This is a genomic window from Natronococcus sp. A-GB1, from assembly GCF_029688845.1.
Classification (GTDB): Archaea; Halobacteriota; Halobacteria; order Halobacteriales; family Natrialbaceae; genus Natronococcus.
The window spans coordinates 122,516-141,732 of the sequence record NZ_JARUKW010000006.1 but is presented as its reverse complement, the minus strand read 5'-3'; the positions used below and the strand labels follow the sequence as shown (position 1 = coordinate 141,732).

25 protein-coding genes are annotated in these 19,217 nt (G+C 65.8%); 13 read left to right on the top strand and 12 right to left on the bottom strand.

Translation table 11 applies throughout. From position 1 onward, the window contains the following. Positions 1–43: 43 nt before the first annotated feature. Positions 44–679 carry a metalloprotease gene (locus QA600_RS08980; RefSeq protein ID WP_278291609.1) on the bottom strand — a complete coding sequence of 212 codons (636 nt, stop codon included), beginning with the start codon at positions 677–679 and terminating at the stop codon, positions 44–46. Continuing rightward, the gene (locus QA600_RS08975; protein WP_278291608.1) at positions 676–2,445 is read right to left on the bottom strand and encodes a TraB/GumN family protein; all 1,770 of its coding nucleotides are present in this window, start codon (positions 2,443–2,445) and stop codon (positions 676–678) included. The genes QA600_RS08980 and QA600_RS08975 overlap by 4 nt, the downstream gene beginning before the upstream one ends. Before the next feature lie 117 nt (positions 2,446–2,562). Between QA600_RS08975 and QA600_RS08970 the strand changes: the two genes are divergently transcribed. Continuing rightward, positions 2,563–3,021 carry an acyl-CoA thioesterase gene (locus tag QA600_RS08970; protein WP_278291607.1) on the top strand — a complete coding sequence of 153 codons (459 nt, stop codon included), beginning with the start codon at positions 2,563–2,565 and terminating at the stop codon, positions 3,019–3,021. Positions 3,022–3,045: 24 nt separating this feature from the next. Next, positions 3,046–3,372, top strand: coding sequence for a hypothetical protein (locus tag QA600_RS08965; RefSeq protein ID WP_278291606.1), 327 nt, complete (start codon positions 3,046–3,048; stop codon positions 3,370–3,372). Position 3,373: 1 nt separating this feature from the next. On the opposite strand, the gene QA600_RS08960 is transcribed toward QA600_RS08965, so the two are convergent. Beyond that, positions 3,374–4,153: an HAD-IIA family hydrolase gene (locus tag QA600_RS08960; protein WP_278291605.1), complete on the bottom strand. Its 780-nt coding sequence runs from the start codon at positions 4,151–4,153 to the stop codon at positions 3,374–3,376. Positions 4,154–4,400: 247 nt separating this feature from the next. On the opposite strand from QA600_RS08960, the gene QA600_RS08955 reads away from it, so the two are divergent. After that, positions 4,401–4,895: a small multi-drug export protein gene (locus QA600_RS08955; protein ID WP_278291604.1), complete on the top strand. Its 495-nt coding sequence runs from the start codon at positions 4,401–4,403 to the stop codon at positions 4,893–4,895. Positions 4,896–5,013: 118 nt separating this feature from the next. Then, positions 5,014–5,484, top strand: a complete 471-nt coding sequence (locus QA600_RS08950) for a hypothetical protein (protein ID WP_278291603.1) — start codon at positions 5,014–5,016, stop codon at positions 5,482–5,484. A 47-nt stretch (positions 5,485–5,531) separates the two neighbouring features. Here the strand turns inward: QA600_RS08950 and QA600_RS08945 are convergent, their stop codons facing one another. From QA600_RS08945 to QA600_RS08935, 3 genes are all read right to left on the bottom strand, one after another. Further along, positions 5,532–5,669 (bottom strand): rubrerythrin-like domain-containing protein, encoded by a 138-nt coding sequence (locus QA600_RS08945; protein ID WP_278291602.1) that lies wholly within the window; start codon positions 5,667–5,669, stop codon positions 5,532–5,534. 118 nt (positions 5,670–5,787) lie between these two features. Next, entirely contained in the window at positions 5,788–6,363 is a 576-nt protein-coding gene (locus QA600_RS08940; RefSeq protein ID WP_278291601.1) for a class I SAM-dependent methyltransferase, read from the bottom strand. Between the two features lie 55 nt (positions 6,364–6,418). After that, positions 6,419–6,655 carry a hypothetical protein gene (locus QA600_RS08935; RefSeq protein WP_278291600.1) on the bottom strand — a complete coding sequence of 79 codons (237 nt, stop codon included), beginning with the start codon at positions 6,653–6,655 and terminating at the stop codon, positions 6,419–6,421. Positions 6,656–6,806: 151 nt separating this feature from the next. Between QA600_RS08935 and QA600_RS08930 the strand changes: the two genes are divergently transcribed. The 6 genes from QA600_RS08930 to QA600_RS08905 all read left to right on the top strand — a co-directional run bounded on the left by QA600_RS08930 (position 6,807) and on the right by QA600_RS08905 (position 12,179). Further along, on the top strand, positions 6,807–7,172 hold the full coding sequence (locus QA600_RS08930) for a cupin domain-containing protein (protein ID WP_278291599.1): 366 nt from the start codon (positions 6,807–6,809) through the stop codon (positions 7,170–7,172). Positions 7,173–7,474: 302 nt separating this feature from the next. Beyond that, entirely contained in the window at positions 7,475–8,986 is a 1,512-nt protein-coding gene (locus QA600_RS08925) for a phosphoenolpyruvate carboxykinase (ATP) (RefSeq protein WP_278291598.1), read from the top strand. 301 nt (positions 8,987–9,287) lie between these two features. Beyond that, a complete protein-coding gene (locus QA600_RS08920) occupies positions 9,288–10,847 on the top strand; it encodes a hypothetical protein (RefSeq protein ID WP_278291597.1) in 1,560 nt (519 codons plus the stop codon). Positions 10,848–11,054: 207 nt separating this feature from the next. Continuing rightward, entirely contained in the window at positions 11,055–11,249 is a 195-nt protein-coding gene (locus tag QA600_RS08915; RefSeq protein WP_278291596.1) for an HEWD family protein, read from the top strand. A 76-nt stretch (positions 11,250–11,325) separates the two neighbouring features. Next, on the top strand, positions 11,326–11,628 hold the full coding sequence (gene cutA / locus QA600_RS08910; RefSeq protein WP_278291681.1) for a divalent-cation tolerance protein CutA: 303 nt from the start codon (positions 11,326–11,328) through the stop codon (positions 11,626–11,628). A gap of 74 nt (positions 11,629–11,702) precedes the next feature. Beyond that, positions 11,703–12,179 (top strand): 50S ribosomal protein L11, encoded by a 477-nt coding sequence (locus QA600_RS08905; protein WP_005555412.1) that lies wholly within the window; start codon positions 11,703–11,705, stop codon positions 12,177–12,179. A 59-nt stretch (positions 12,180–12,238) separates the two neighbouring features. Here QA600_RS08905 and QA600_RS08900 read toward each other — a convergent pair whose 3' ends face one another. From QA600_RS08900 to QA600_RS08875, 6 genes are all read right to left on the bottom strand, one after another. Continuing rightward, the gene (locus QA600_RS08900) at positions 12,239–13,174 is read right to left on the bottom strand and encodes a class I SAM-dependent methyltransferase (protein WP_278291595.1); all 936 of its coding nucleotides are present in this window, start codon (positions 13,172–13,174) and stop codon (positions 12,239–12,241) included. Next, on the bottom strand, positions 13,171–14,247 hold the full coding sequence (locus tag QA600_RS08895; protein WP_278291594.1) for a glycosyltransferase family 4 protein: 1,077 nt from the start codon (positions 14,245–14,247) through the stop codon (positions 13,171–13,173). Before QA600_RS08895 ends, QA600_RS08900 begins: the two co-directional genes overlap by 4 nt. Further along, positions 14,248–14,625 carry a 6-carboxytetrahydropterin synthase gene (locus tag QA600_RS08890; RefSeq protein ID WP_278291593.1) on the bottom strand — a complete coding sequence of 126 codons (378 nt, stop codon included), beginning with the start codon at positions 14,623–14,625 and terminating at the stop codon, positions 14,248–14,250. A 96-nt stretch (positions 14,626–14,721) separates the two neighbouring features. Then, entirely contained in the window at positions 14,722–15,735 is a 1,014-nt protein-coding gene (locus QA600_RS08885; RefSeq protein WP_278291592.1) for a zinc-binding alcohol dehydrogenase, read from the bottom strand. A 115-nt stretch (positions 15,736–15,850) separates the two neighbouring features. Continuing rightward, positions 15,851–16,600: a CDP-alcohol phosphatidyltransferase family protein gene (locus QA600_RS08880; RefSeq protein ID WP_278291591.1), complete on the bottom strand. Its 750-nt coding sequence runs from the start codon at positions 16,598–16,600 to the stop codon at positions 15,851–15,853. Continuing rightward, positions 16,597–16,977, bottom strand: coding sequence for a hypothetical protein (locus tag QA600_RS08875; protein ID WP_278291590.1), 381 nt, complete (start codon positions 16,975–16,977; stop codon positions 16,597–16,599). The genes QA600_RS08880 and QA600_RS08875 overlap by 4 nt, the downstream gene beginning before the upstream one ends. A 189-nt stretch (positions 16,978–17,166) precedes the next feature. On the opposite strand from QA600_RS08875, the gene QA600_RS08870 reads away from it, so the two are divergent. The 3 genes from QA600_RS08870 to rpl12p are packed head-to-tail and all read left to right on the top strand — an operon-like array spanning position 17,167 to position 19,199. Continuing rightward, entirely contained in the window at positions 17,167–17,799 is a 633-nt protein-coding gene (locus QA600_RS08870; protein ID WP_005555399.1) for a 50S ribosomal protein L1, read from the top strand. A gap of 1 nt (position 17,800) precedes the next feature. Then, positions 17,801–18,841, top strand: a complete 1,041-nt coding sequence (locus QA600_RS08865; protein WP_278291589.1) for a 50S ribosomal protein L10 — start codon at positions 17,801–17,803, stop codon at positions 18,839–18,841. 19 nt (positions 18,842–18,860) lie between these two features. After that, positions 18,861–19,199 (top strand): 50S ribosomal protein P1, encoded by a 339-nt coding sequence (rpl12p, locus tag QA600_RS08860; protein WP_278291588.1) that lies wholly within the window; start codon positions 18,861–18,863, stop codon positions 19,197–19,199. Positions 19,200–19,217 lie beyond the last annotated feature (18 nt).

Here is a 19,217-nt window from a genome sequence, read left to right as displayed (position 1 = left end):
GTGGGGCGAGCAAAAGATCACCGGTCCCCGGAAAGGAAGGGGCTTATCCGAACAGCGCCGGAAAGCCGAAGACGACGTAAAAGCCCGCCAACAACAACAGGCTCAGCCCGAAGACGGCCCCGAAGATCGGCTTGTGCCACTCGAGGACCGACTTCCCGTCCAGCGGCCCGAACGGGATCATGTTGAACGCGGCCAGGAAGAGGTTGATCAACACGCCGAGATGGCCAACCAGTCCGATGATGCCCGGAAACAGCATCAGTGGGAGGAACAACAGCGCGAGCAGGTGGTTGGTCACCGGTCCCGCGAGCGCGATGAGGCCGTTCTCCCGGACCGTGATCCGGCCGCGGTGGTAGACTGCACCCGGCGCGGCGAAGAGGAAGCCGATCAGGGCGCTCATGATCGCTAAAAATAGCATCTGGTAGTCGGCGCGAAACTCCGCGGTCTGGCCGTGCTCGATCGCGACGACCTTGTGGGCGAGCTCGTGCAGCAGGAAGGCGACGCCGACGGTGACGAAGCTCAACCCGATCATCGTGAGGAACCAGCCGAGTTCGATGTCGAAGCGGTGGATCGGCGCCAGCAACAGCGCGAACGCGACGCTCAGGGCGACCCACGCCACGGCGAGGTCGAACAGTTCCTTGTCGCTGAACGTCAGCTCGGACGTCCGACTCGAGTAGCTCACGTCACCACCCCGCGGATGAGATCGAGGCTGTTCTCGGCGCCCCGAATCAGCTCGTTCATCAGGGCATCGACGCCGCCGATCTCGGGTGCGAGCCACGGGATGACGACGATGAAGAACAGGAACGTGGCGATCATGCTCCCGATGTTCGTCAGCGCGACGATCATGATCAGCCGGAACAGCGGGACGTCGAACATCTCCTCGACGGCCTCGCCCATCGGACGGTCGGCGTCGCCGATGATCTCGTTGAGCTGCTGGACGTCCCGGACGTTGACCGGACGGTACTTGAGCTCGACGTAGCCGGCGAACCAGCCCGGCGCCAGCAGCGGGTTGATACTCGTGAGCCAGGCGACCGACCCGCCGACGCCGGCGCTGATCCAGCGGGCGCCGGCCAGCCGGGCCAGCGCGAACGCGAAGATCCCGTTGAACGCGAACCACGCCAGGAACAGCTGGAGCAGGAACGTGTTCTGGACCCCAGCCATGATCAGCAGGAAGAAGAAGCCGACGAAGGCGAACATCACCAGGTAGCCGACGATCTTCACCGGCGAGAACCGCCGGCCCGACGCGGTACCGGTCAGCGACTCCATCGGCGGCAGCTCTCGGGGGTTCTCGAGGTAGCGCTCGATGCCGGCCTTGTGGCCCGCGCCGACGACGGCGACCACGTGGTACCCCTGCTCGCGGAGCCCGTGGAGCTTGTGGGCGATGTAGGCGTCGCGCTCGTCGATCAGGGCCTCGGCCCCGCGGGGACTGAACCGGCGGAACTCCTCCATCATCGCGGCGACGACGTCGCCGTCGGTCATCTCCTCGATGTCGATCTCGTCTAGCTCCTCGGTGTCCTCGGCGAGCCCGTCGAGGACGAAGCCGACGGCGGCGCCGACCGAGACGCCGATCCCCAGCCCCGCCAGGGCGCCGACGCCGCCCCGGACGGCGTACCCGCCCCAGTTCTCGAAGCTCCCCGGGGAGAACGGGCCGATCCCGGTTCCCGTCGCGACCAGCGCGAGACAGCCGACGACCCCGAGGACGGCCCCGGCGAGCAAGCGCAGCGAGAACCCGCTGACGAGCCCGCCGGCGGAGCGGCCGGCCGACTCGAGGGAAGGCAGGAAGATCAGTCCGACGAGTAGTCCGCCGACGATCCCGACCCCGCCAGCGCCGACGTACTGCAGGGTCGCGGGATCGGTGATCCCCAGGGCGAGCAGGTCACCGAGGCCGAACGCCGGGGCGAGAAAGGCGCCGAAGACGAGTCCGAGAAAGGCGCCGAGCGCCGCGCCGAAGGTGAGCCCGATCGTCCGGGGATCGGTGACGCCGAGCGCGAGCCCGCCGACCATCTTGAGCTTCTCGGCGAACGACAGCCGCGTCCAGAACCGCTGGATCGTGATCTGGATGTCCCGATCGACCAGCGCAACGCCGCTGGCGTTTCGCTCGGCGGCCTCGATCGCGGCCCGCATGTCCGCGCCGGGCTCGATGTCGAACCGGCTGCCGAGTCGCGACTGGACGTACGAGAGCATCCAGTAGGCCAGAAACTGAAAGACGGTGTTGCCCGAGAGCAGATCCTTCGCTTCGATATCGTCCGGAGCGCCGCCCTGCATCTGGCGGTACCGGTTCTCGTCGAGTTCGACGGCAACGACGTCCGGCTTCCGCTCGTCGACGGTCTCGTGGACCTCGTCGACGCTCGCCTTCGAGACGTGGGCGGTCCCGAGGACGTCGACGGAGCCCCGCCCCTCATCCGGGGTAGGGGGCTCCGGAACGTCGGCGTCGCCTGCATCACTCATTAGGAGTGCCAACTCGTCGCCGACTTTTACCAGTATCGAAGGCTCGAACGGGACGTGTTCACGGCCAGCAATGGAGTCCCGGTACCCCTAACTGCGGACGCGGGCAACTCCCTCTCGATGACCGATCTACTGGAGACGCTGATCGAGAACCGTGAGATGGTCCAGCCCAACCACGCGAACATGCTCGCGGTCGCCCACGGGGGTAACGTGATGAAGTGGATGGACGAGGTGGGCGCGATGTCGGCGATGCGCTTTTCTGGCGAAACCTGCGTCACCGCCCGGGTCGACCGGATGGACTTCGAACGACCGATTCCGGTCGGCGACACCGCCTACATCACAGCCTACGTCTACGATGCCGGCACCTCGAGCGTGAAGGTGCGTCTGATCACCGAGCGCGAGGATCTGCGAACCCGCGACCGCGAGAAGACCACCGAGTCGTACTTCGTCTACGTCGCGATCGACGACGAGAACCGGCCGACGACCGTCCCGGAGCTGACCGTCGACAGCGAGGCGGGGGAACGGCTCCGTTGGGACGCGCTCGAGGGAGAAACCGACGGAAATAGCGACAAGAGCTAAACCGCTACTGCGCCAACCGCTCCCATGGTCGAGCTGGAGACGGTCTTCGAGCTTCTGCGAGAGGAGCGCCGCAGGTACGCACTGTACTATCTCTACGAACGGAACGGTCCCGTCTCGGTCGACGAACTCGTCGAGACGGTCGAGAAGTGGGAAGACGAAGGAACGGCTCCCGAGCTCGATTCCGTCGACGAGATCGCGCTGGAGCTGCAACACGTCCACCTCCCGAAATCGGCCGAGGTGGAGTTCATCCAGTACGACCCGTCCCGAAACCTCGTCCAGATCAACGGCTCTCCTCCAGAGTTCGATGCGTTCGTCACGGTCGCGAAGCTCCTCGAGACGCCGGAGGAGTAGGCTACAGCAATCGTTCGACGTCGGCCAGCGAATCGAGAACGTGGTCTGGTTCGACGGTCGCAGACTCGACGGTCGTCTCGTCGGTGATCCCGGTGAGCACGAGCGCGGTCTCCATCCCAGCACGGTTGCCAAGTTCGATGTCGGTGTCGAGACGGTCCCCCACGACGAGCACGTCCGCCGGGTCGACGCCGAGCCGATCGATCGCCGCCTCGGCCGCGACGCTCGAGGGCTTGCCAAGGATCGCGTCGGGTTCGCGGCCGGCGACGGCGCCCATCGCCGCGAGGATCGCTCCCGAACCCGGCATCAGCCCGTCGTCGACCGGGATCGTCGTATCGGGGTCGGTCCCGTAGAACTCGGTTCCGTTCTCGAGGGCCCGCAGCGACTCCCACAGCGTCCCGTAGGAGAAGTCGCTGTCGAACGAGCCGACGACGACGTCCGCCGACTCGGGGTCATCGGCGAGCGCGACGTTCGCGTCGGCCAGGATCGACTCGAGACGGTCGTCACCGACCAGGTACACCGTCGCGTCGGGGTGGGTCGCGGCGAGATACTCCGCCGAGACCGTTGCCGACGTCAGGACGTTCTCGGGTTCGACCGCGATTCCGTGGGGCTCGAGTTTCTCCCGGTAGTGGGCGCTGCCCCGCGTCGGGTTGTTCGAGAACAGTAACCGGTCGCAGCCGGCCCGGTCGAGGGCCGCCAGCCCGTCGGTCGCGCCCGGAAGGAGCTGCTCCCCCCGAACGATCGTCCCATCGACGTCGAGGATCGCCGCCTCGTAGCCTGTCATCACCGGGCGTACGGTGAGGGCGGGGTTGAGTGTTCGGATATGGGAGCTGTAATGCGAGCGGGCGCTAGACGCCCGCGAGCAGACGGGGAGCGAACGCGACCCGCGAACACGAGGTGAGCGAGAACCGCGACATCGCGGCCAGAGAACGGGGGAGCCGTCAGCTGTGCGAGCGTGTGGACGTTTCGGTTGTCACTACAACGGCAGGTATTTCATCAGCACGTGGCCTACTTCGACGAGAGACGTTCTGATGTCGCTCACACCGCTGCTCGTCGACGTCGGGACCGCCCTCGAGGAAGCGACGGGTATCGTCCAGTACGCGCTCGTGTTCCTGTTCGCGGCGATCCCGGTGGTCGAGATCCTCGTCGTCGTTCCGGTCGCGATCGGACTCGGGCTGAACCCGGTGATGACGGCCGTCGTCGCCTTCACCGGCAACGTCGGTTCGGTGTACGCGCTGATCCTGAGCTACCGACGGCTGCTGGCGTGGTGGCAGAGCCGTACCGAGAACGACGAGCCCAGCGATCGCTACGCACGAGCCCGTCGGCTCTGGGATCGATACGGGCTCCCCGGCGTCTCCCTTGCCGGTCCGGTAATGACCGGAGTCCACATCGCCGCTCTCGTGGCCCTGCTCGCCGGCAGCCGAGGTCGGCTCGTCGCGACCTGGATGACCGCCGGAATCGCCGTCTGGACCGTCGTGCTGACGGGCGCTTCGGTCGCCGGCTTCTCCGCGCTCGGAATCGTCTGAGACGGGCTGGCTGTATCGGTTTCCCTGAGCGGGTGTAGCCGTCCAGGGGGCCGCTCCGGAAACCGGCATCCTATCCGCTGTGGGAATCCTTATCCGACGACCAGCCGTACTGGCGGCTATGGCACTCGAGGTCGATCCGCCGGAGCCGCCGGAGCTGTCGTTCGTCGATCCGAACGAGTACGACGACGCGACGATCAGCGCCGAGGATCCGACCGAGATCGATTACCGACGAGAGGAGCTACAGGACTTTCTCCGCGAGGGCGCCTGGGAGGAAGCGTTCGCGGAGTGGCGCGAGGATACCGATCTCGACGACCGTGAGTACGGGATCGCCCGGGATCTCGACCTCTTCGCCGAGTTCGACTTCTTCTGGGACGACTTCGCCGACCGGGTCGGCTACCACGCTCCCGGTATCCCCGAGGACTGGCAGGAGCGGGAGTACCACCCCGAACTCGACACCTGGGGCACCGTCTCGGCGATCAACGCCGAACTGACCGAGTTCGGCCAGATCGTCTCGGTGATCCTCAAAGAGGAGTACATCGACTGGGAGGCCGAGTACGAACCTCCCGAGGATCTGCCGGATTTCGACTGAGACGGTTTGCTGTAACCCGACGGTCTGTGCCTCGAAGTGACGAAGGGCTACTCTCGAGCGACGGCGATGTTTCTGAGCTGCCCACCGCAGTCAGGGCAGAGCAGCCCCGAATCCGTATCGCCTCTGTACCCGCACCCAGGGCATTCGTAGGACGGTTCCGTCGGCGTGTATGGATCGATACCCATGCGGACGAAAAGTCGTCTCGGAGCGGAAAAGTGCTCTGTATGTGTTGTCCAAGGGAATTGTGATGCCTTCATATCCAGGGAAGAAGGCATAGTTCTGACCGAATGTCTAACCTCTCCGTCACCGGACCGCGACCAGCGCGAACGTCTCGGGACGCCCTCGAGCGGTTTCGACCTCGAAGCCGGCCGCCTCGAGCCCGTCGACGGCTTCCTCAAGCGAGAACCGCTCCTCGAGAGCGGGACCGTCCTCGCCGTCCCCATCGCCGGACCAGTCGACCGTGACGAGCCGACCGCCGGGCCGGAGGACCCGCGCGAGTTCCTCGAGCGCGTCGTCCGGCGACGCCGATCCTGGCGGGGTCGCGTACTCGTGGTGGGTCATCGTCGAGAACGCTCCGTCGAGTTCGTCCTCGGCGAACGGCAGCGTCGACACCTCGCTGGTCACGAACTCGACGTTCTCGGGCGTGCCCTTCTCCCGGTACCGGTCGTGCATCGCCGACTGGACGTCGACCGCGTACACCGTTCCGGCGAACGGCGCGACGTCGTCGGTGTAGAACCCGGTTCCCGAACCCAGATCGGCGACGACGTCTTCGGCGGTCGGCGCAAGGAGTTCGAGCAGCTCCTCGCGCGAGCAGTACCGGTATCGCGAGGGATCCTCGAGTTCGTCGGCGCGTTCGAGCGGAAACGTGTGAAAACCCATGGCGGGAATTAGTGCCGCCGGTACTTCCCGGTTCCCCCACTCCCGTCGGTTCCGATCAGTCGTAGAGAGCGTCTCGAGCGTCAGCTTCGTGGCCGACGTCGGGGTGGATCGGCTCCTCGTTCATCACGACGACACAACAGGAGAGACACAGCAGCTGGTAGTAGTTCGGCCCCTGCCACTGTCGGCGCTCGAGCCACCAGCCCTCCGTCTCGTCGCCGTCGACGCGCGTCCCACACCGCTGGCAGGGTTTCGGGGCGCAGGGTGGGTTCGGACTGGGGAAGTACGGGTCCATACTCGACCTTCGACCCGAGAGAATATTGGTAACGTGGTCGCTACTCGAGTTCGGATGCCGACCCCCTCTGCAGGGCGATGCTGGGGGAGCGACACGGGAACACGTCCCCGCCGGCATCGGTTTTTTGCGTTCGGTCCTCGAACCGGCGATCATGTACTCGTTGATCGATCCCGAGAACGCCGACACTCGCGAGTTCGACGGAGAGGCGCCGACGCTGCTCGACGTGGGGTCCGAACTCGGCACCGAGCGGATGCGGCCGAGCGTCTGGCACTACCGGAAAGGCGAGGAGAACGCCTACCACCGTCAGGACGAACAGGAGGAGCTGTACGTCGTCCTCGAGGGGACCGTCGACGTTACGATCGAACGCGAGGACCGACGCGACGTCGTCAAACTCACCCCCGGCGAGGTGCTCGTCGTCCCGCCGGAGTCGTGGCGACAGCTCAGAGCCGCCGAGGAGAGCCGAGTGCTGGTCGTCGGCGCGCCAAACGTCGAGGACGACGGGATCCTCGAGGAGTAGCCGGACGGCAACGAACTGGAACTGGATCGCGACCGACGAGCTTCTTCGATCGCTATTTCGCTAAGCTGTCACTCTCGTCTCTACAGGAGTACCCTCGTTCGAAACCGAATTAGAATTACTTCTTAGGCGAGTTTACTTCCATAGTTGTATGATATGTTACTACTATCCGACCGTGCGGTATTCGGCACCTCGGCCAGTAATACGTAGGTTTGGCCTATCTCTCTCAGTCGTACGATAGAAACTGACACGCTCGAATCAAAGGCCACCATGTTTATACATAAGGAAGATGATGACCGAACCGTATGTCCGAAACCGGGGCGGAGCCGCGTCCGCCGAGCCGAGCGCTTCCCGACCCAGCGACCGCATCGAACGTCCGGTACGATCCGTCGCTCGAGGAGCTGCGCGAGCTCGCCGAACACGAGGAGACGACGACGGAGTTCGGCTCGCCGTCGTACGTCAGCGACGTTCGCTCGCGGAGTTCCGATCGAACGAAAAACGCCGTCGATCACGCGTTCGGCGAGCGCGACCACGACCTGGTCGAGACCGCCGTCGAGGCCACCGAAACCCGCGAGCTGCTCTGTGTGGACCGCCTGATGGGACGTCACCCGGAGGCGACGTTCTGCTGTCGGCTCTACGTCCCCGTCGAACACGCTCGGATCGCGTTCGCCTGGGCGAGCCTGTTCGAACCCAGCGACGGCCGCGAGCCGGACCTCCAGACGGTACAGCTACCCGACCACGACGAGACCGCGATTCGGATCCTGCCCGACGAGGGGTTCACCGCGGTGCTGGGTAGCGACTACACCGGCGAGGCCAAGAAATCGTTCCTCCGGCTGTTCATGTACCGGATCAAACAGCAGGGTGGACTCGGGCTCCACGCCGGGAGCAAACATGTCCGCGTTCGCGACGCCGACGGCGACCTGCGCGACGTCGGCCAGCTCTTCATGGGACTGTCGGCGACCGGCAAGTCGACGCTGACCGCCCACGGCTGCTGGCTCGAGGGCGAGGAGGGCGCGACCATGCTCCAGGACGACGTCTGCGCGCTGTTGCCCGACGGGACGGTTCCCGGCAGCGAGGGGAAGGGACTGTTCATCAAGACGATCGGACTCGGCGAGGACGAACAGCCCGCCCTCTACGACGCCGCGACCGACGAGTCGGCGATTCTCGAGAACGTCGCCGTCGACGACAACGGGACGGTCGACTTCGACGAGCCTCGGTACACGACCAACGCACGCGCGACCGTCCAGCGCGACGAGCTCTCGAGTGCGGCCGACGAGATCGACCTCGACCGGGTCGACCAGGTCTTCTTCATCACTCGGAACCCGCTGATGCCGCCGGTCTCGAAGCTCTCGACCGCCCAGGCCGCCGCGGCGTTCATGCTCGGCGAGTCGATCGAAACCAGCGCCGGCGATCCATCGCGGGCCGGCGAGTCGATCCGCGTCGTCGGGACGAACCCCTTCATCGTCGGTCCCGAGGGCGAGGAGGGGAACCTGTTCAAGGACCTCATCGAGGCGCTCGAGGTCGACTGCTACCTGCTCAACACGGGATATCTCGGCGACGACGCGAAGGATGTCGGCGTCACCGAGTCGGTGACGATCCTCACCGAAACCGCCCGCGGAACCGTCGAGTGGACTGACGACGACGCGACCGGGCTAACGATTCCCGAGTCGGTCCCCGGCATCGACGTCGAGGACTACTACGTCCCCGACTACGTCGACGACTACGAGTCAGCCCTCGCGGAGCTACGGCGGGAGCGACGGGACTACCTCGCCCAGTTCGACAAACTCCGCACGGAGATCCTCGAGTCGGTGTACTGAGCGTCGCATTATCGTTCAGGATTCGGTATCTGTATCAATACTGATCGACGTGAACCGATGAAGGAAACAAGATCTGAGAGGCGTACCAGAGCCGTCGGCAAGAAGACACTAGGGATGCCGTTCGACGGCTCGTCGCGACACCATCATCCAAATTCGGTCGGTCGGGAAAGGTAAACGTAATTGGTATTTTCTACGGCCAGTGGCCAATAGCGCCTGGGTTACCCGGCGGAACGGAATATTTATCACTGAAATGGCAGTCCCAGTTTAAGCGCTACGACTCCCCGTATCACGAACGCGGGACATGAGCGTACGTAACATACTCGTCGTAGTTGTCGCGCTGATGGTGCTGGGCTCGGGCGGAGCCGCAGCCGTTGCAGCGGGTCCCGCTGTAACCAGCGTCGACGACTACGAGAACGACGAAGCCGACGAAGAACCGACAGATGCGCCTGACGACGGAGCGTTACAGGTGACGATCGAACAGGCGACCGTTTTCGTCCTGATCGAGGATGCCGACGAACTCGAGGAGGAGCCGGTTGACGAGGAGGACGAACTCGATGAGGACGTCGACGAGACCGACGAAGAGAACGACGCCATCGACGAGGACGACTACGCGGACGACGAGGTCGATGAAAACGATGCTATTGACGAGAACGACCTCGAGGACAACGGTATCGACGAGAACGATCTCGAAGAGAACGGCGTCGACGAGAACGACATCGACGACGCCCAGGAGATCTCGATCGGCCAGGCGACCGCGCTCGTCCTCCTCGAGGAGGAGCCGGCAATGGATCCGGTCGATGAGGAACCGGTCGATGAGGAGGACGAACTCGAGGACGAACCGGCTGACGAGGCTGACGACTACGACAACGACGAGGCTGACGACTACGACAACGACGAGGCTGACGACTACGACAACGACGAGGCTGACGACTACGACAACGACGAGGCTGACGACTACGACAACGGTGTCGACGAAGAAGACGAACTCGAGGATGACCCCGCCGACGCACCTGACGACCAGCAGGTGACGATCGATCAGGCGACCATCTTCGTTATCGTCGAAGACGTCGACGACCTCCCCGACGAGATCGACGAGAACGACATCGAGAACGACTACGCCGACGAGAACGATGTCGAAGACGACGAACTCGAGGACAACGGCGTCGACGACGACTACGCTGACGACAACGACGAGGCTGACGATTACGAGAACGACGAAGCCGACGACTACGAGAACGATATCGACGAAGAAGACGAACTCGAGGACAACGGCGTCGACGACGACTACGCTGACGACGAACCCGTCGATGATAACGGCGTCGACGAGGACGACGGCATGTTCGTCTACCAGGGAACGATCGAGGTAACCATCGAACAGGCGACCATCGTTGACCTCGGCGTCCACCAGGACGCACCGGTGGAGGATGAACCGGTCGATGAAGCTAACGACGAGGCTGACGACTACGAGAACGACGAAGCCGAGGAAGAACCCGTAGAGGAACCGGCTGAGCCCGAAGAACCGGTCGACCCGGAGGAACCGGCGGATGAAGAGCCTGTAGAGGAACCGACCGACGAGAACGATGTCGATGACGAACCCGTCGATGCGCCCGACGAGGACGTGCTACAGGTGACGATCGAACAGGCGACCATCGTCGTCATGATCGTCGACGCCGGCGAACTCGAGGAGGAGCCGGTTGAGGAAGAGCCTGTAGAGGAGGAGCCGGTTGAGGAGGAGCCGGTTGAGGAAGAGCCCGCAGAGGAACCGGCGGATGAAGAGCCCGTAGAGGAGCCGATCGACGAGAACGACGACCTCGAGGAGCCCGTTAATGCGGACGACGAGAAGGCAGCCACCGCCTGCTGACGACGCTCGAATTACAATTTTTCGATAACTGCGACCTCGAGCCGCGGCTGTTCGCGACCCGCTCTCACTGTCCCGTGTTAACCCTGCTCAGACGTATAGTTACGGGGCTCGTACCGTCACGGCGTCGGTACCGTCCGAGTTCGAAGCAAGTGGCAGCAATTGCCGCGCAGAGACACCGTTATGTGCGTCGAGTTCGCACACCTGGTAATGAACGCACAGGTACGGAAACCGACGATGCGAGTATGCGAGTCGTGCGAACGAGCAGAACGATGGGACGAAGACCTCGGAGCGTGGCAGCTGGTTCTCGAAGACGGGGAGAAACGGGTCGGCAACCCCCACTGTATTCACGAGTGGGATATCACCGGAACGTTCAATCCGGTCGTCGGAAACGGCGACAGCTGAGGGCGTCTCGACCGCCCTCGACCAGCCAGATCGCCGATCGATCATGCTTTTGTCCGTCACCGACGTACTCACGAGCATGCCGACCGTCTACGTCACGGCACCGCCCGAGGCGGCCGAACGGATCGCCGAAACGCTGCTCGAGGAACGACTGGCAGCCTGCGTCAACGAGTTATCGACGACGTCGACCTACCGGTGGGAAGGGGAGGTCCACCGCGACGAAGAAGTAGTGCTGCTCGCCAAGACGACCGACGACGCCTACGCCGACCTCGTCGACCGCGTTCGGGAGCTGCATCCCTACGACGTCCCCTGTATCGAGCGGTTCGACGAGGCGCACGTCCTCGAGTCGTTCGCCCAGTGGCGCGCCGACAGCGTCGAGTAGCGTGCGCCAGTCGGTGACAGGCTCGACTACCCGAAAAAGCAATCCTTAAAACTCGCGCACGGGTTGTGACGGGTATGGCTGGAACCATCGAAGTGCTCGTTCCGGGTGGCCAGGCCAACCCTGGCCCACCGCTCGGTCCCGAGCTCGGACCGACCCCCGTCGACGTGCAGGCGGTCGTACAGGAGATCAACGACCAGACCGAAGCGTTCGACGGCACTGAAGTACCCGTCACCGTCGACTACGACGACGACGGCTCCTTCGAGATCGACGTCGGCGTCCCGCCGACTGCCGCGCTGGTCAAGGACGAGGCCGGCTTCGACACCGGCAGCGGCGAACCCCAGAAGGACTTCGTCGCCGACCTCTCGATCGATCAGGTGAAGACGATCGCCGAGCAGAAACACCCCGACCTGCTCGCTTACGACACGCGAAACGCCGCGAAGGAGGTCGTCGGCACCTGCGCCTCGATGGGCGTCACCATCGAGGGCGAGGACGCCCGCGAGTTCAAGGAGAAGGTCGACGCCGGCGAGTACGACGACGCGCTGTCGGCGTAAGTCGCTCGGATTTCGTTTTGCGGTTCTTCGTGGACGCACCGTAGCATCGGCTCCGTCCGTTACTCGGGCGGACGCGCGAGGACGTCCAGGTTGTGCGCGACGAACACCAACTCCTCGCGCTCGAGTTCATTCCGTCGTCGCTCGAGCCAGCGCCGTCGCTCGCCGGGTACGAGGTCCACAAGCTCGGAGTCGAGCTCGTTGCCCGCGAGCTCGGCGAGTGCGCCATCGATCGTCTCGAGCAGGCCCTCGAGGAACGTCCGTTCCCCGTCGGGATATCCCGTCTTCGCCCCCGAACCCTCGGCGCGGGGCCGAACCACCCAGTCCGAACCGCCGGCCTCGAGCACCGACCACCCGGCATCGGGGAGCCGCCACAGGAGCTCGCGCCCGACTCGACTTCCGCCCGCCGATCGCACCGCGTCCATGTGGTGGTGGTAGCGGCGTTCGATCCGGTCGTCGACCGGATCCCGCGGCGCGAACGTCGTCCCGCCGTCGAACGTGATCGGGGCGTACAGCAGGCCGTCGGGCTCGAGCAGCCCCTCGATCGCCGGCATCGCCCGCTCGAGGTCGACGATGTCAAGCACCGCCGACGCGATCACGGCGTCGGCCCGGTCCTCGATCTCGAACCCGTCTGCGACCTCGAGCGTGACCTCGATCCGAGTAGTGTCGGAGCGGGCGAGCAGCGTCGTCTCTCCCCGCTCGTCCTCGGGTCGTTCGACCGCGTAGCCCGCCCCCTCGAGCCACTCGGGGACGCGCTCGCGTGCGCGCCGAATGCTTTCGTCATCCCGATCGACGGCGCGGTAGGCGACCTCCTCCGGAAGGCAATCCCACGCCGCCAGTCGGGCGATCATCGTGCCGATCCCGGCGCCGATCTCGACGATCCGCACCGGACTCGAGCGCGCGTCGAGTTCCGCGACGAAGCGCTCGAGCACCCGTCGGTTCAGCGCCCGGTCGTCGACGGTTCGTTTTACTTCGAGGTACGTTCGCTGGTCGGTCACGGGCTCGCCCCTCCGCTCTCGGCAGCGGGTGATCCGAACCCCTCCTCGAGTCCGCGTCGCAGGAACGACCGAACCGTCGTCGCCGTCTCGGTCCACCAGGGGTGGGCGGCCGCAGTCTCGAGCGCTCGGCCACCGAGGCTCGCCAGCCGGTCCCGGTCGGCGGCGAGTTCCTCGAGACGGGCCGCGAGACGATCGGGGGCTTCGGGCGCGACGAGAAAGCCGTTCTCGCCGTCGGCGACGAACTCGCTCGCGCCTCCGTTTCGGCTGGCGATGGGAACCGTTCCGTACTCCATACCCTCGAGGTAGACCATGCCGAACGCCTCGTGTCGGGAGGGGACCGCGAGCACGTGGCTCCGCTCGTAGATCGACTCGAGGGCGTCGTCCGGGACGCGTCCCGCGAACTCGATCCTGTCAGCGACCTCGAGCGCGGCGGCCCGTTCGCGCATCCCCGTCGCGTACTCGGGATCGGCCTCGTCACCGACCACCGTTAGCTCCCAGTTGCCCTCGAGTCGGGAAACCGCCTCGACCAGCGCCTCGAGACCCTTCCGCGGAACGAGGTTCCCGACGAACGCGATCCGCAGCGGGCCCCTTCTCGCGCGGGCGACGACCGCCGAACGGTCGACCGGGACCGTCTCGTGGCGACCCGCGGGTGGGGCGACCGTCGTCGGCAGGTCGGCCAGCTCGGCGACCCGGTCCCGAGTGTGGGCGCTCGTACAGACGGCCGCGTCGACCGTCTCGAGGTAGCGACCCTCTCGGTCGCGGGTCCGCTCTCGCTTCCGGCTCGCGAGCGAGGGATCGTCGGACTGGAGGTTGTGGACGATCGAGACGACGAGCTCGGGCGCTTCGAGACTCGAACTGCAGTCGGCGAGGCGGTCGTAGCAGAGTTCGTCCTGCAAGAGGACGTCGAACCGACGATCGAGTCGGGAGCGGAGGTCGTCCCCGGTCGTCTCCGAGAGGACGATTACCTCGACATCGTCCCCCAGAGCCTGAAGTTCGGCGATGAGCCGGCGATCGTACCGGTATCCGCCGGAGGTCGTCTCCGGGTCGTCGGGAACGACGAGTCCGACCTCCATCTACAGCGCCCGCTCGTGGGCGACGCGGGCGACGTCGTCCTCGGCGATTTCGATCCGAAGCTCGGTCGCACCGTCGGGCTCGAGCTCGTCGAGCAGCCGGTCGCCGAACGCGCGGGCGAACCGCTCGGCGCTCGGGTTCACGTCCTCGAACTCCGGCAGATCGTTGAGCAGCCGGTCCCGGTAGTGGTCGGCGACGGCGTCCATCGTGGCCGTCACCGCGTCGATGTCGACGAGGTACGCAAAGCGGTTCAGTTCCGGACCCCGGAAGGTTGCCTCGACGGTAAAGTGATGGGAGTGGGGTTCTCCTTCCGGTCCCGGATCGGGAACCGTCAGGTAGTGCTGGGCGACGAGCGAGCGGTCGACCGAGACGGCGTACATGCGATAGCGTACGACGCGGATCCCGTAAACTGCTGTGCCGGAACGCCTCCGCTTGCCGTCGGAACCCGGGCCGATCGCCATCACGGTTGACGACCGTCAGCCGTACGTCAACAGCACCTGGGTCGTCGACTCCGGCCGATGTTCGAGGCGCTCGTAGGCCTCGCCGGCGTCCTCGAGCGGGAACTCGTGGGATATCAGTCCGGAGAGCTCGAGCTCCCGAAGTCGGTCCCAGGTTGTCTCGTGGCGCCGGTCTCGGTCCCACCGCCCGGAGAGAGCGGGCGCGAGGGTGCTCACCTGGCTGCTCCGGACGTCGATCCGATTACGGTGAAAGCGACCGCCGAGATCGACCGTCGCCGGCTTCGTCCCGTACCACGAGCCGACGAGAACCCGACCGTCGAACCCCGTCGTCGCGATCGCGTCGTCGAGCGCGTCGGGGTTGCCGGACAGCTCGTAGGTGAGATCCGCCCGGCTACCGGCGACCTCGGCGAACCGTTCGGCGACGTCGCCGCCCTCGGGATCGAGCGCCCGGTCCGCGCCGAACGCCGTCGCGAGGTCGCGCCGTCGCTCGTGCCGGTCGAAGACGACGAGCGCCTCGAGTGGAAAGCGGGCGAGCAGCGCCGTCGTCAGGAGGCCGACGACCCCCTGTCCGAATACGGCTACCCGTTCGCCCAGCAGCGGACGGCCGTCGAGGACGAACGTGGTCGCCGTCTCGAGGGTCGCGAAGAGCGCGGCCTTGCGTGACTCGACGGTCTCCGGAATCGACAGCAGCTCGTCGGTGGAACGACAGAAGTGGCTCTCATGAGGGTTGTACGCGAAGACCCGTCGCTCGAGCCAGTCCTCGGGGACTCGGTCGCCGACGGCAGTCACGGTACCGACCGCGGCGTAGCCGTAGGAGAGCGGGTAGGAGAGATCCCCGTCGAGAGCCTCGAGTTCGGCGTCGGCTTCGAGATCGGCGGGCGCCTCACCCCGGTAGAGCAGTCCCTCCGTGCCCGCGCTGATCGCCGAGACGATCGTTCGGACCCGCACCTCGTCGGGGCCGGGTTCCGGAACTGGGCCAGTCCGAACGGCTACCGAGCCAGGGGCGGTAAAGGAGAGTCGACGCGCGTTCATTCGTTCCCTCGAGCGTCAGCGTCGGCATCGACGTCAACGGAGGCGTCCGGTTCGTCGTAGCGATCGGTCACGGTACGGGACGGTTCCGCGGGAAGATACTTGGTCGTTGTCCGTGCTACGGTAAGTCGTAGCCACAGACCGCGAGCCAGTCCCGACAGAAGTTCGCAAGAAATGGCACCGTTACGACCGCGGCGACCGCGTAGGAGATCGGCCGACCGGGAACCGGCGCCACCGCGAGCCAGACGGCGATCATCGCCAGCGCGCCGAGCGGGCGCCGCACCCGGCTGGGCGGCAACTCGAGCACGGACCGGCCGCGTCGCCGTCGCCACCACGAGCCCAGCACGAACAGATACCGGGCCGCGCCCACGGCGAGAAACGCGAGCGGAACCGCGTCGGCGACGACGGCGACGACCGAGCCGACGAGGACGACCAGCCCGTCCATCTCAACATCGAGTCGCGCGCCCAGTTCGGTCGCCGAGTCGGTCGCCCGCGCGATGAGGCCGTCGACGGCGTCGAGCCCGGCCGCGAGCGCGAAGAGGACCGCCGGCGCCCACGCAGCGGGGCCGTCGGGCGTCGGGACGACGAGGAACCCGGCCAGAACCGCGACCGCCCCGCCACGTGTCAGGGTCACCCACGTCGCGGATGTAAGTGGCCGGGCGCTGGCGCGATCGATCGTCCGGAACAACAGCACGGACTCGAGGACGAGAACGCCCGTGACGACCCCCAGAAAGGCGATTGACGGCCCGTCTGTCCAGACCGTCTCGAGGGCGACCAGCGCGAGGAGCGCGGCCGTGACACAGCCCGCCGTGGCCCGTCCCCACTGGGGGATGGTTCGGCGTCGTCGCTCGAGGGGATCGGTCGTCACGGCCCTCGCTCCCCACGGACCAGCAGAACGACGAGCGCGACGATCAACAGCGTCTGTGCGACCTTGTCGACTGCGCCGGCGACCGTGACGTCGCCAATTCCCGTCGGCTCGTTGACGACGTACCAGAGGACGATCTGGGCGCCGGTAAAGGAAATGCCGGCGAGATAGACGAGACGGCGTCGGCGGTCGGTGAGGATGAACCAGAGTCCGACCAGGAACCCCGCGGTCGCGACCAGGAAGGCGCCGCCCATCCAGTGGGGGAGAAAGGAGAGGCCGAGGAGCAGGTGGACCGCGGCAGTTACCGCGGCCAGTCCGATCGCCGCCCAGTGGGTCGGTGTGAGCGACTCGAGCTCGAGGTCGGCGGCGGGGTCGGCCATACCGAACGTACCGGAAGCAGGGAAAAACGCCTTTCGGCGCGCGGGCTCGTCGCCCGGCTACGGGCCGGAGACACACGGGCAGGACAGTTCGACGGGTTTAAGTCCGGCATCCCACTTCGTTCAACAGAGACAGGCGCAGCCTGTTTCACTGACCCGTAGGAGCACTCCTGCGTACTACGGAGGTGAACGATGGCAGATTCGGATATTCAAACAGCAGTCACTCGCGCACTCGAGGACGCACCCGATCGGAACTTCACCGAGACGGTCGACCTCGCGATTAACCTGCGCGATCTCGACCTGAACGAACCGTCGAACCGTGTCGATGAGTCGGTCGTCCTGCCGTCCGGAACCGGCCAAGAGACCAAGATCGTCGTCATCGCCGAGGGCGAGACCGCAGTCCGCGCCGAAGAGGTCGCGGACGAGGTACTCTCGGAGAGCGACGTGGCCGATCTGGACGACGACGAGGCCAAAGACCTCGCGGACGAGACTCAGTTCTTCATCGCCGAGGAGGCGATGATGCAAGATATCGCTCGATACCTGGGTACCGTCCTGGGTCCTCGAGGGAAGATGCCGGACCCGCTCGGTCCCGACGACGACGTCGTCGAGACCGTCAACCGGCTCAAAAACACCGTGCAGATCCGCTCCCGGGACCGCCGCACGTTCCACACGCGCGTCGGTGCCGAGGACATGGACGCCGAGGACATCTCGGACAACATCGACGTGATCCTCCGGCGCCTGCACGCCGACCTCGAGAAGGGCCCCCAGAACATCGACTCCGTCTTTGTAAAGACGACGATGGGCCCGTCCGTGGAGGTGGCCTGAGATGAGCGCAGAGGCCGAGCGTAAGACCCAGAATCTTCCCCAGTGGAAGAAAGAGGAGGTCGACGAGCTCAGCGAACTCATCGAGAGCTACGAGAGCGTCGGTATCGTCGGCATCGCCGGCATTCCGAGCAAGCAGCTCCAGGACATGCGTCGCGACCTGCACGGCAGCGCCGAGCTGCGAGTCAGCCGTAACACCCTGCAGGTCCGTGCGCTCGAGGAGGCCGACCTCGACGACCTCGTCGAACAGATCGAGGGACAGGTCGGGCTCGTCGGCACGAACGACAACCCGTTCGCGCTCTACAAGGAGCTCGAGGCGTCGAAGACTCCCGCCCCGATCAACGAGGGCGAGGTGGCGCCCAACGACATCGTGATCCCCGAAGGGGACACCGGTGTCGACCCGGGGCCGTTCGTCGGTGAGCTCCAGAGCATCGGCGCCAACGCTCGGATTCAGGACGGCTCGATCAAGGTCATGGAGGACTCGACGGTCCTCGAGGCCGGCGAGGAGGTTTCCGCCGACCTCGCGAACGTCCTCAACGAGCTGGGTATCGAGCCCAAGGAAGTCGGGCTCGACCTTCGCGCCGTCGTGGCCGAAGGGACCCTCTTCGACCCCGAGGATCTCGACATCGACGTCGAGGCCTACGAGAGCGACATCCAGGCCGCCGCCGCCGGCGCCCGGAACCTCTCGATCAACGCGAGCTACCCGACCGAGGCGACCGCGCCGACCCTCATCGCCAAGGCCACGGGCGAGGCCAAGAGCCTCGGCCTGCAGGCCGCGATCGAGGACGAGGCGCTCATGCCCGACCTCGTCAGCAAGGCCGACGCGCAGCTTCGCGCGCTCGCGGCCCAGATCGACGACGAGGACGCCCTGCCCGAGGAACTGCAGGGCGTCGAGGCACCCGCCGAGCCCGCGTCGGCTGACGACACGGACGAGGCAGACGAACCGGCAGACGACCAGGAAGCCGAGGCCGACGGCGACGACGACGATGACGATGACGACGACGACAGTGCCGGCGGCGAAGGACTCGGCGCGATGTTCGGATAACTAACTCGAGGTAACTACAATGGAATACGTTTACGCTGCACTCATCCTGAACGAGACGGACGAAGAGATCAACGAAGACAACCTGACGAACGTGCTCGACGCCGCCGGCGTCGACGTCGAGGAGTCCCGCGTCAAGGCGCTCGTCGCCGCGCTCGAGGACGTCGACATCGACGACGCGGTCTCGGAAGCCGCAGCCGTCCCCGCCGCTGGCGGCGCCGCCGCGGGCGGCGCTGCAGCCGACGAGGGCGCAGCCGACGAGGAAGCCGACGAGGCCGACGAGGCCGAAGCGGAAGAAGAGGACGACGACGACGACGACGAGGACGCCGGTGGCGAGGGCCTCGGCGAGCTCTTCGGCTAAGTCGCGACGCGACGACTT

Coding starts and splice junctions, on each gene's coding strand:
- QA600_RS08975 (WP_278291608.1), bottom strand. CDS start 2,445: ATGAGTGATGCAGGCGACGCCGACGTTCCGGAGCCCCCTACCCCGGAT.
- QA600_RS08970 (WP_278291607.1), top strand. CDS start 2,563: ATGACCGATCTACTGGAGACGCTGATCGAGAACCGTGAGATGGTCCAG.
- QA600_RS08965 (WP_278291606.1), top strand. CDS start 3,046: ATGGTCGAGCTGGAGACGGTCTTCGAGCTTCTGCGAGAGGAGCGCCGC.
- QA600_RS08960 (WP_278291605.1), bottom strand. CDS start 4,153: ATGACAGGCTACGAGGCGGCGATCCTCGACGTCGATGGGACGATCGTT.
- QA600_RS08955 (WP_278291604.1), top strand. CDS start 4,401: ATGTCGCTCACACCGCTGCTCGTCGACGTCGGGACCGCCCTCGAGGAA.
- QA600_RS08950 (WP_278291603.1), top strand. CDS start 5,014: ATGGCACTCGAGGTCGATCCGCCGGAGCCGCCGGAGCTGTCGTTCGTC.
- QA600_RS08945 (WP_278291602.1), bottom strand. CDS start 5,669: ATGGGTATCGATCCATACACGCCGACGGAACCGTCCTACGAATGCCCT.
- QA600_RS08940 (WP_278291601.1), bottom strand. CDS start 6,363: ATGGGTTTTCACACGTTTCCGCTCGAACGCGCCGACGAACTCGAGGAT.
- QA600_RS08935 (WP_278291600.1), bottom strand. CDS start 6,655: ATGGACCCGTACTTCCCCAGTCCGAACCCACCCTGCGCCCCGAAACCC.
- QA600_RS08930 (WP_278291599.1), top strand. CDS start 6,807: ATGTACTCGTTGATCGATCCCGAGAACGCCGACACTCGCGAGTTCGAC.
- QA600_RS08925 (WP_278291598.1), top strand. CDS start 7,475: ATGTCCGAAACCGGGGCGGAGCCGCGTCCGCCGAGCCGAGCGCTTCCC.
- QA600_RS08920 (WP_278291597.1), top strand. CDS start 9,288: ATGAGCGTACGTAACATACTCGTCGTAGTTGTCGCGCTGATGGTGCTG.
- QA600_RS08915 (WP_278291596.1), top strand. CDS start 11,055: ATGAACGCACAGGTACGGAAACCGACGATGCGAGTATGCGAGTCGTGC.
- cutA (WP_278291681.1), top strand. CDS start 11,326: ATGCCGACCGTCTACGTCACGGCACCGCCCGAGGCGGCCGAACGGATC.
- QA600_RS08905 (WP_005555412.1), top strand. CDS start 11,703: ATGGCTGGAACCATCGAAGTGCTCGTTCCGGGTGGCCAGGCCAACCCT.
- QA600_RS08895 (WP_278291594.1), bottom strand. CDS start 14,247: ATGGAGGTCGGACTCGTCGTTCCCGACGACCCGGAGACGACCTCCGGC.
- QA600_RS08890 (WP_278291593.1), bottom strand. CDS start 14,625: ATGTACGCCGTCTCGGTCGACCGCTCGCTCGTCGCCCAGCACTACCTG.
- QA600_RS08885 (WP_278291592.1), bottom strand. CDS start 15,735: ATGAACGCGCGTCGACTCTCCTTTACCGCCCCTGGCTCGGTAGCCGTT.
- QA600_RS08875 (WP_278291590.1), bottom strand. CDS start 16,977: ATGGCCGACCCCGCCGCCGACCTCGAGCTCGAGTCGCTCACACCGACC.
- QA600_RS08870 (WP_005555399.1), top strand. CDS start 17,167: ATGGCAGATTCGGATATTCAAACAGCAGTCACTCGCGCACTCGAGGAC.
- QA600_RS08865 (WP_278291589.1), top strand. CDS start 17,801: ATGAGCGCAGAGGCCGAGCGTAAGACCCAGAATCTTCCCCAGTGGAAG.
- rpl12p (WP_278291588.1), top strand. CDS start 18,861: ATGGAATACGTTTACGCTGCACTCATCCTGAACGAGACGGACGAAGAG.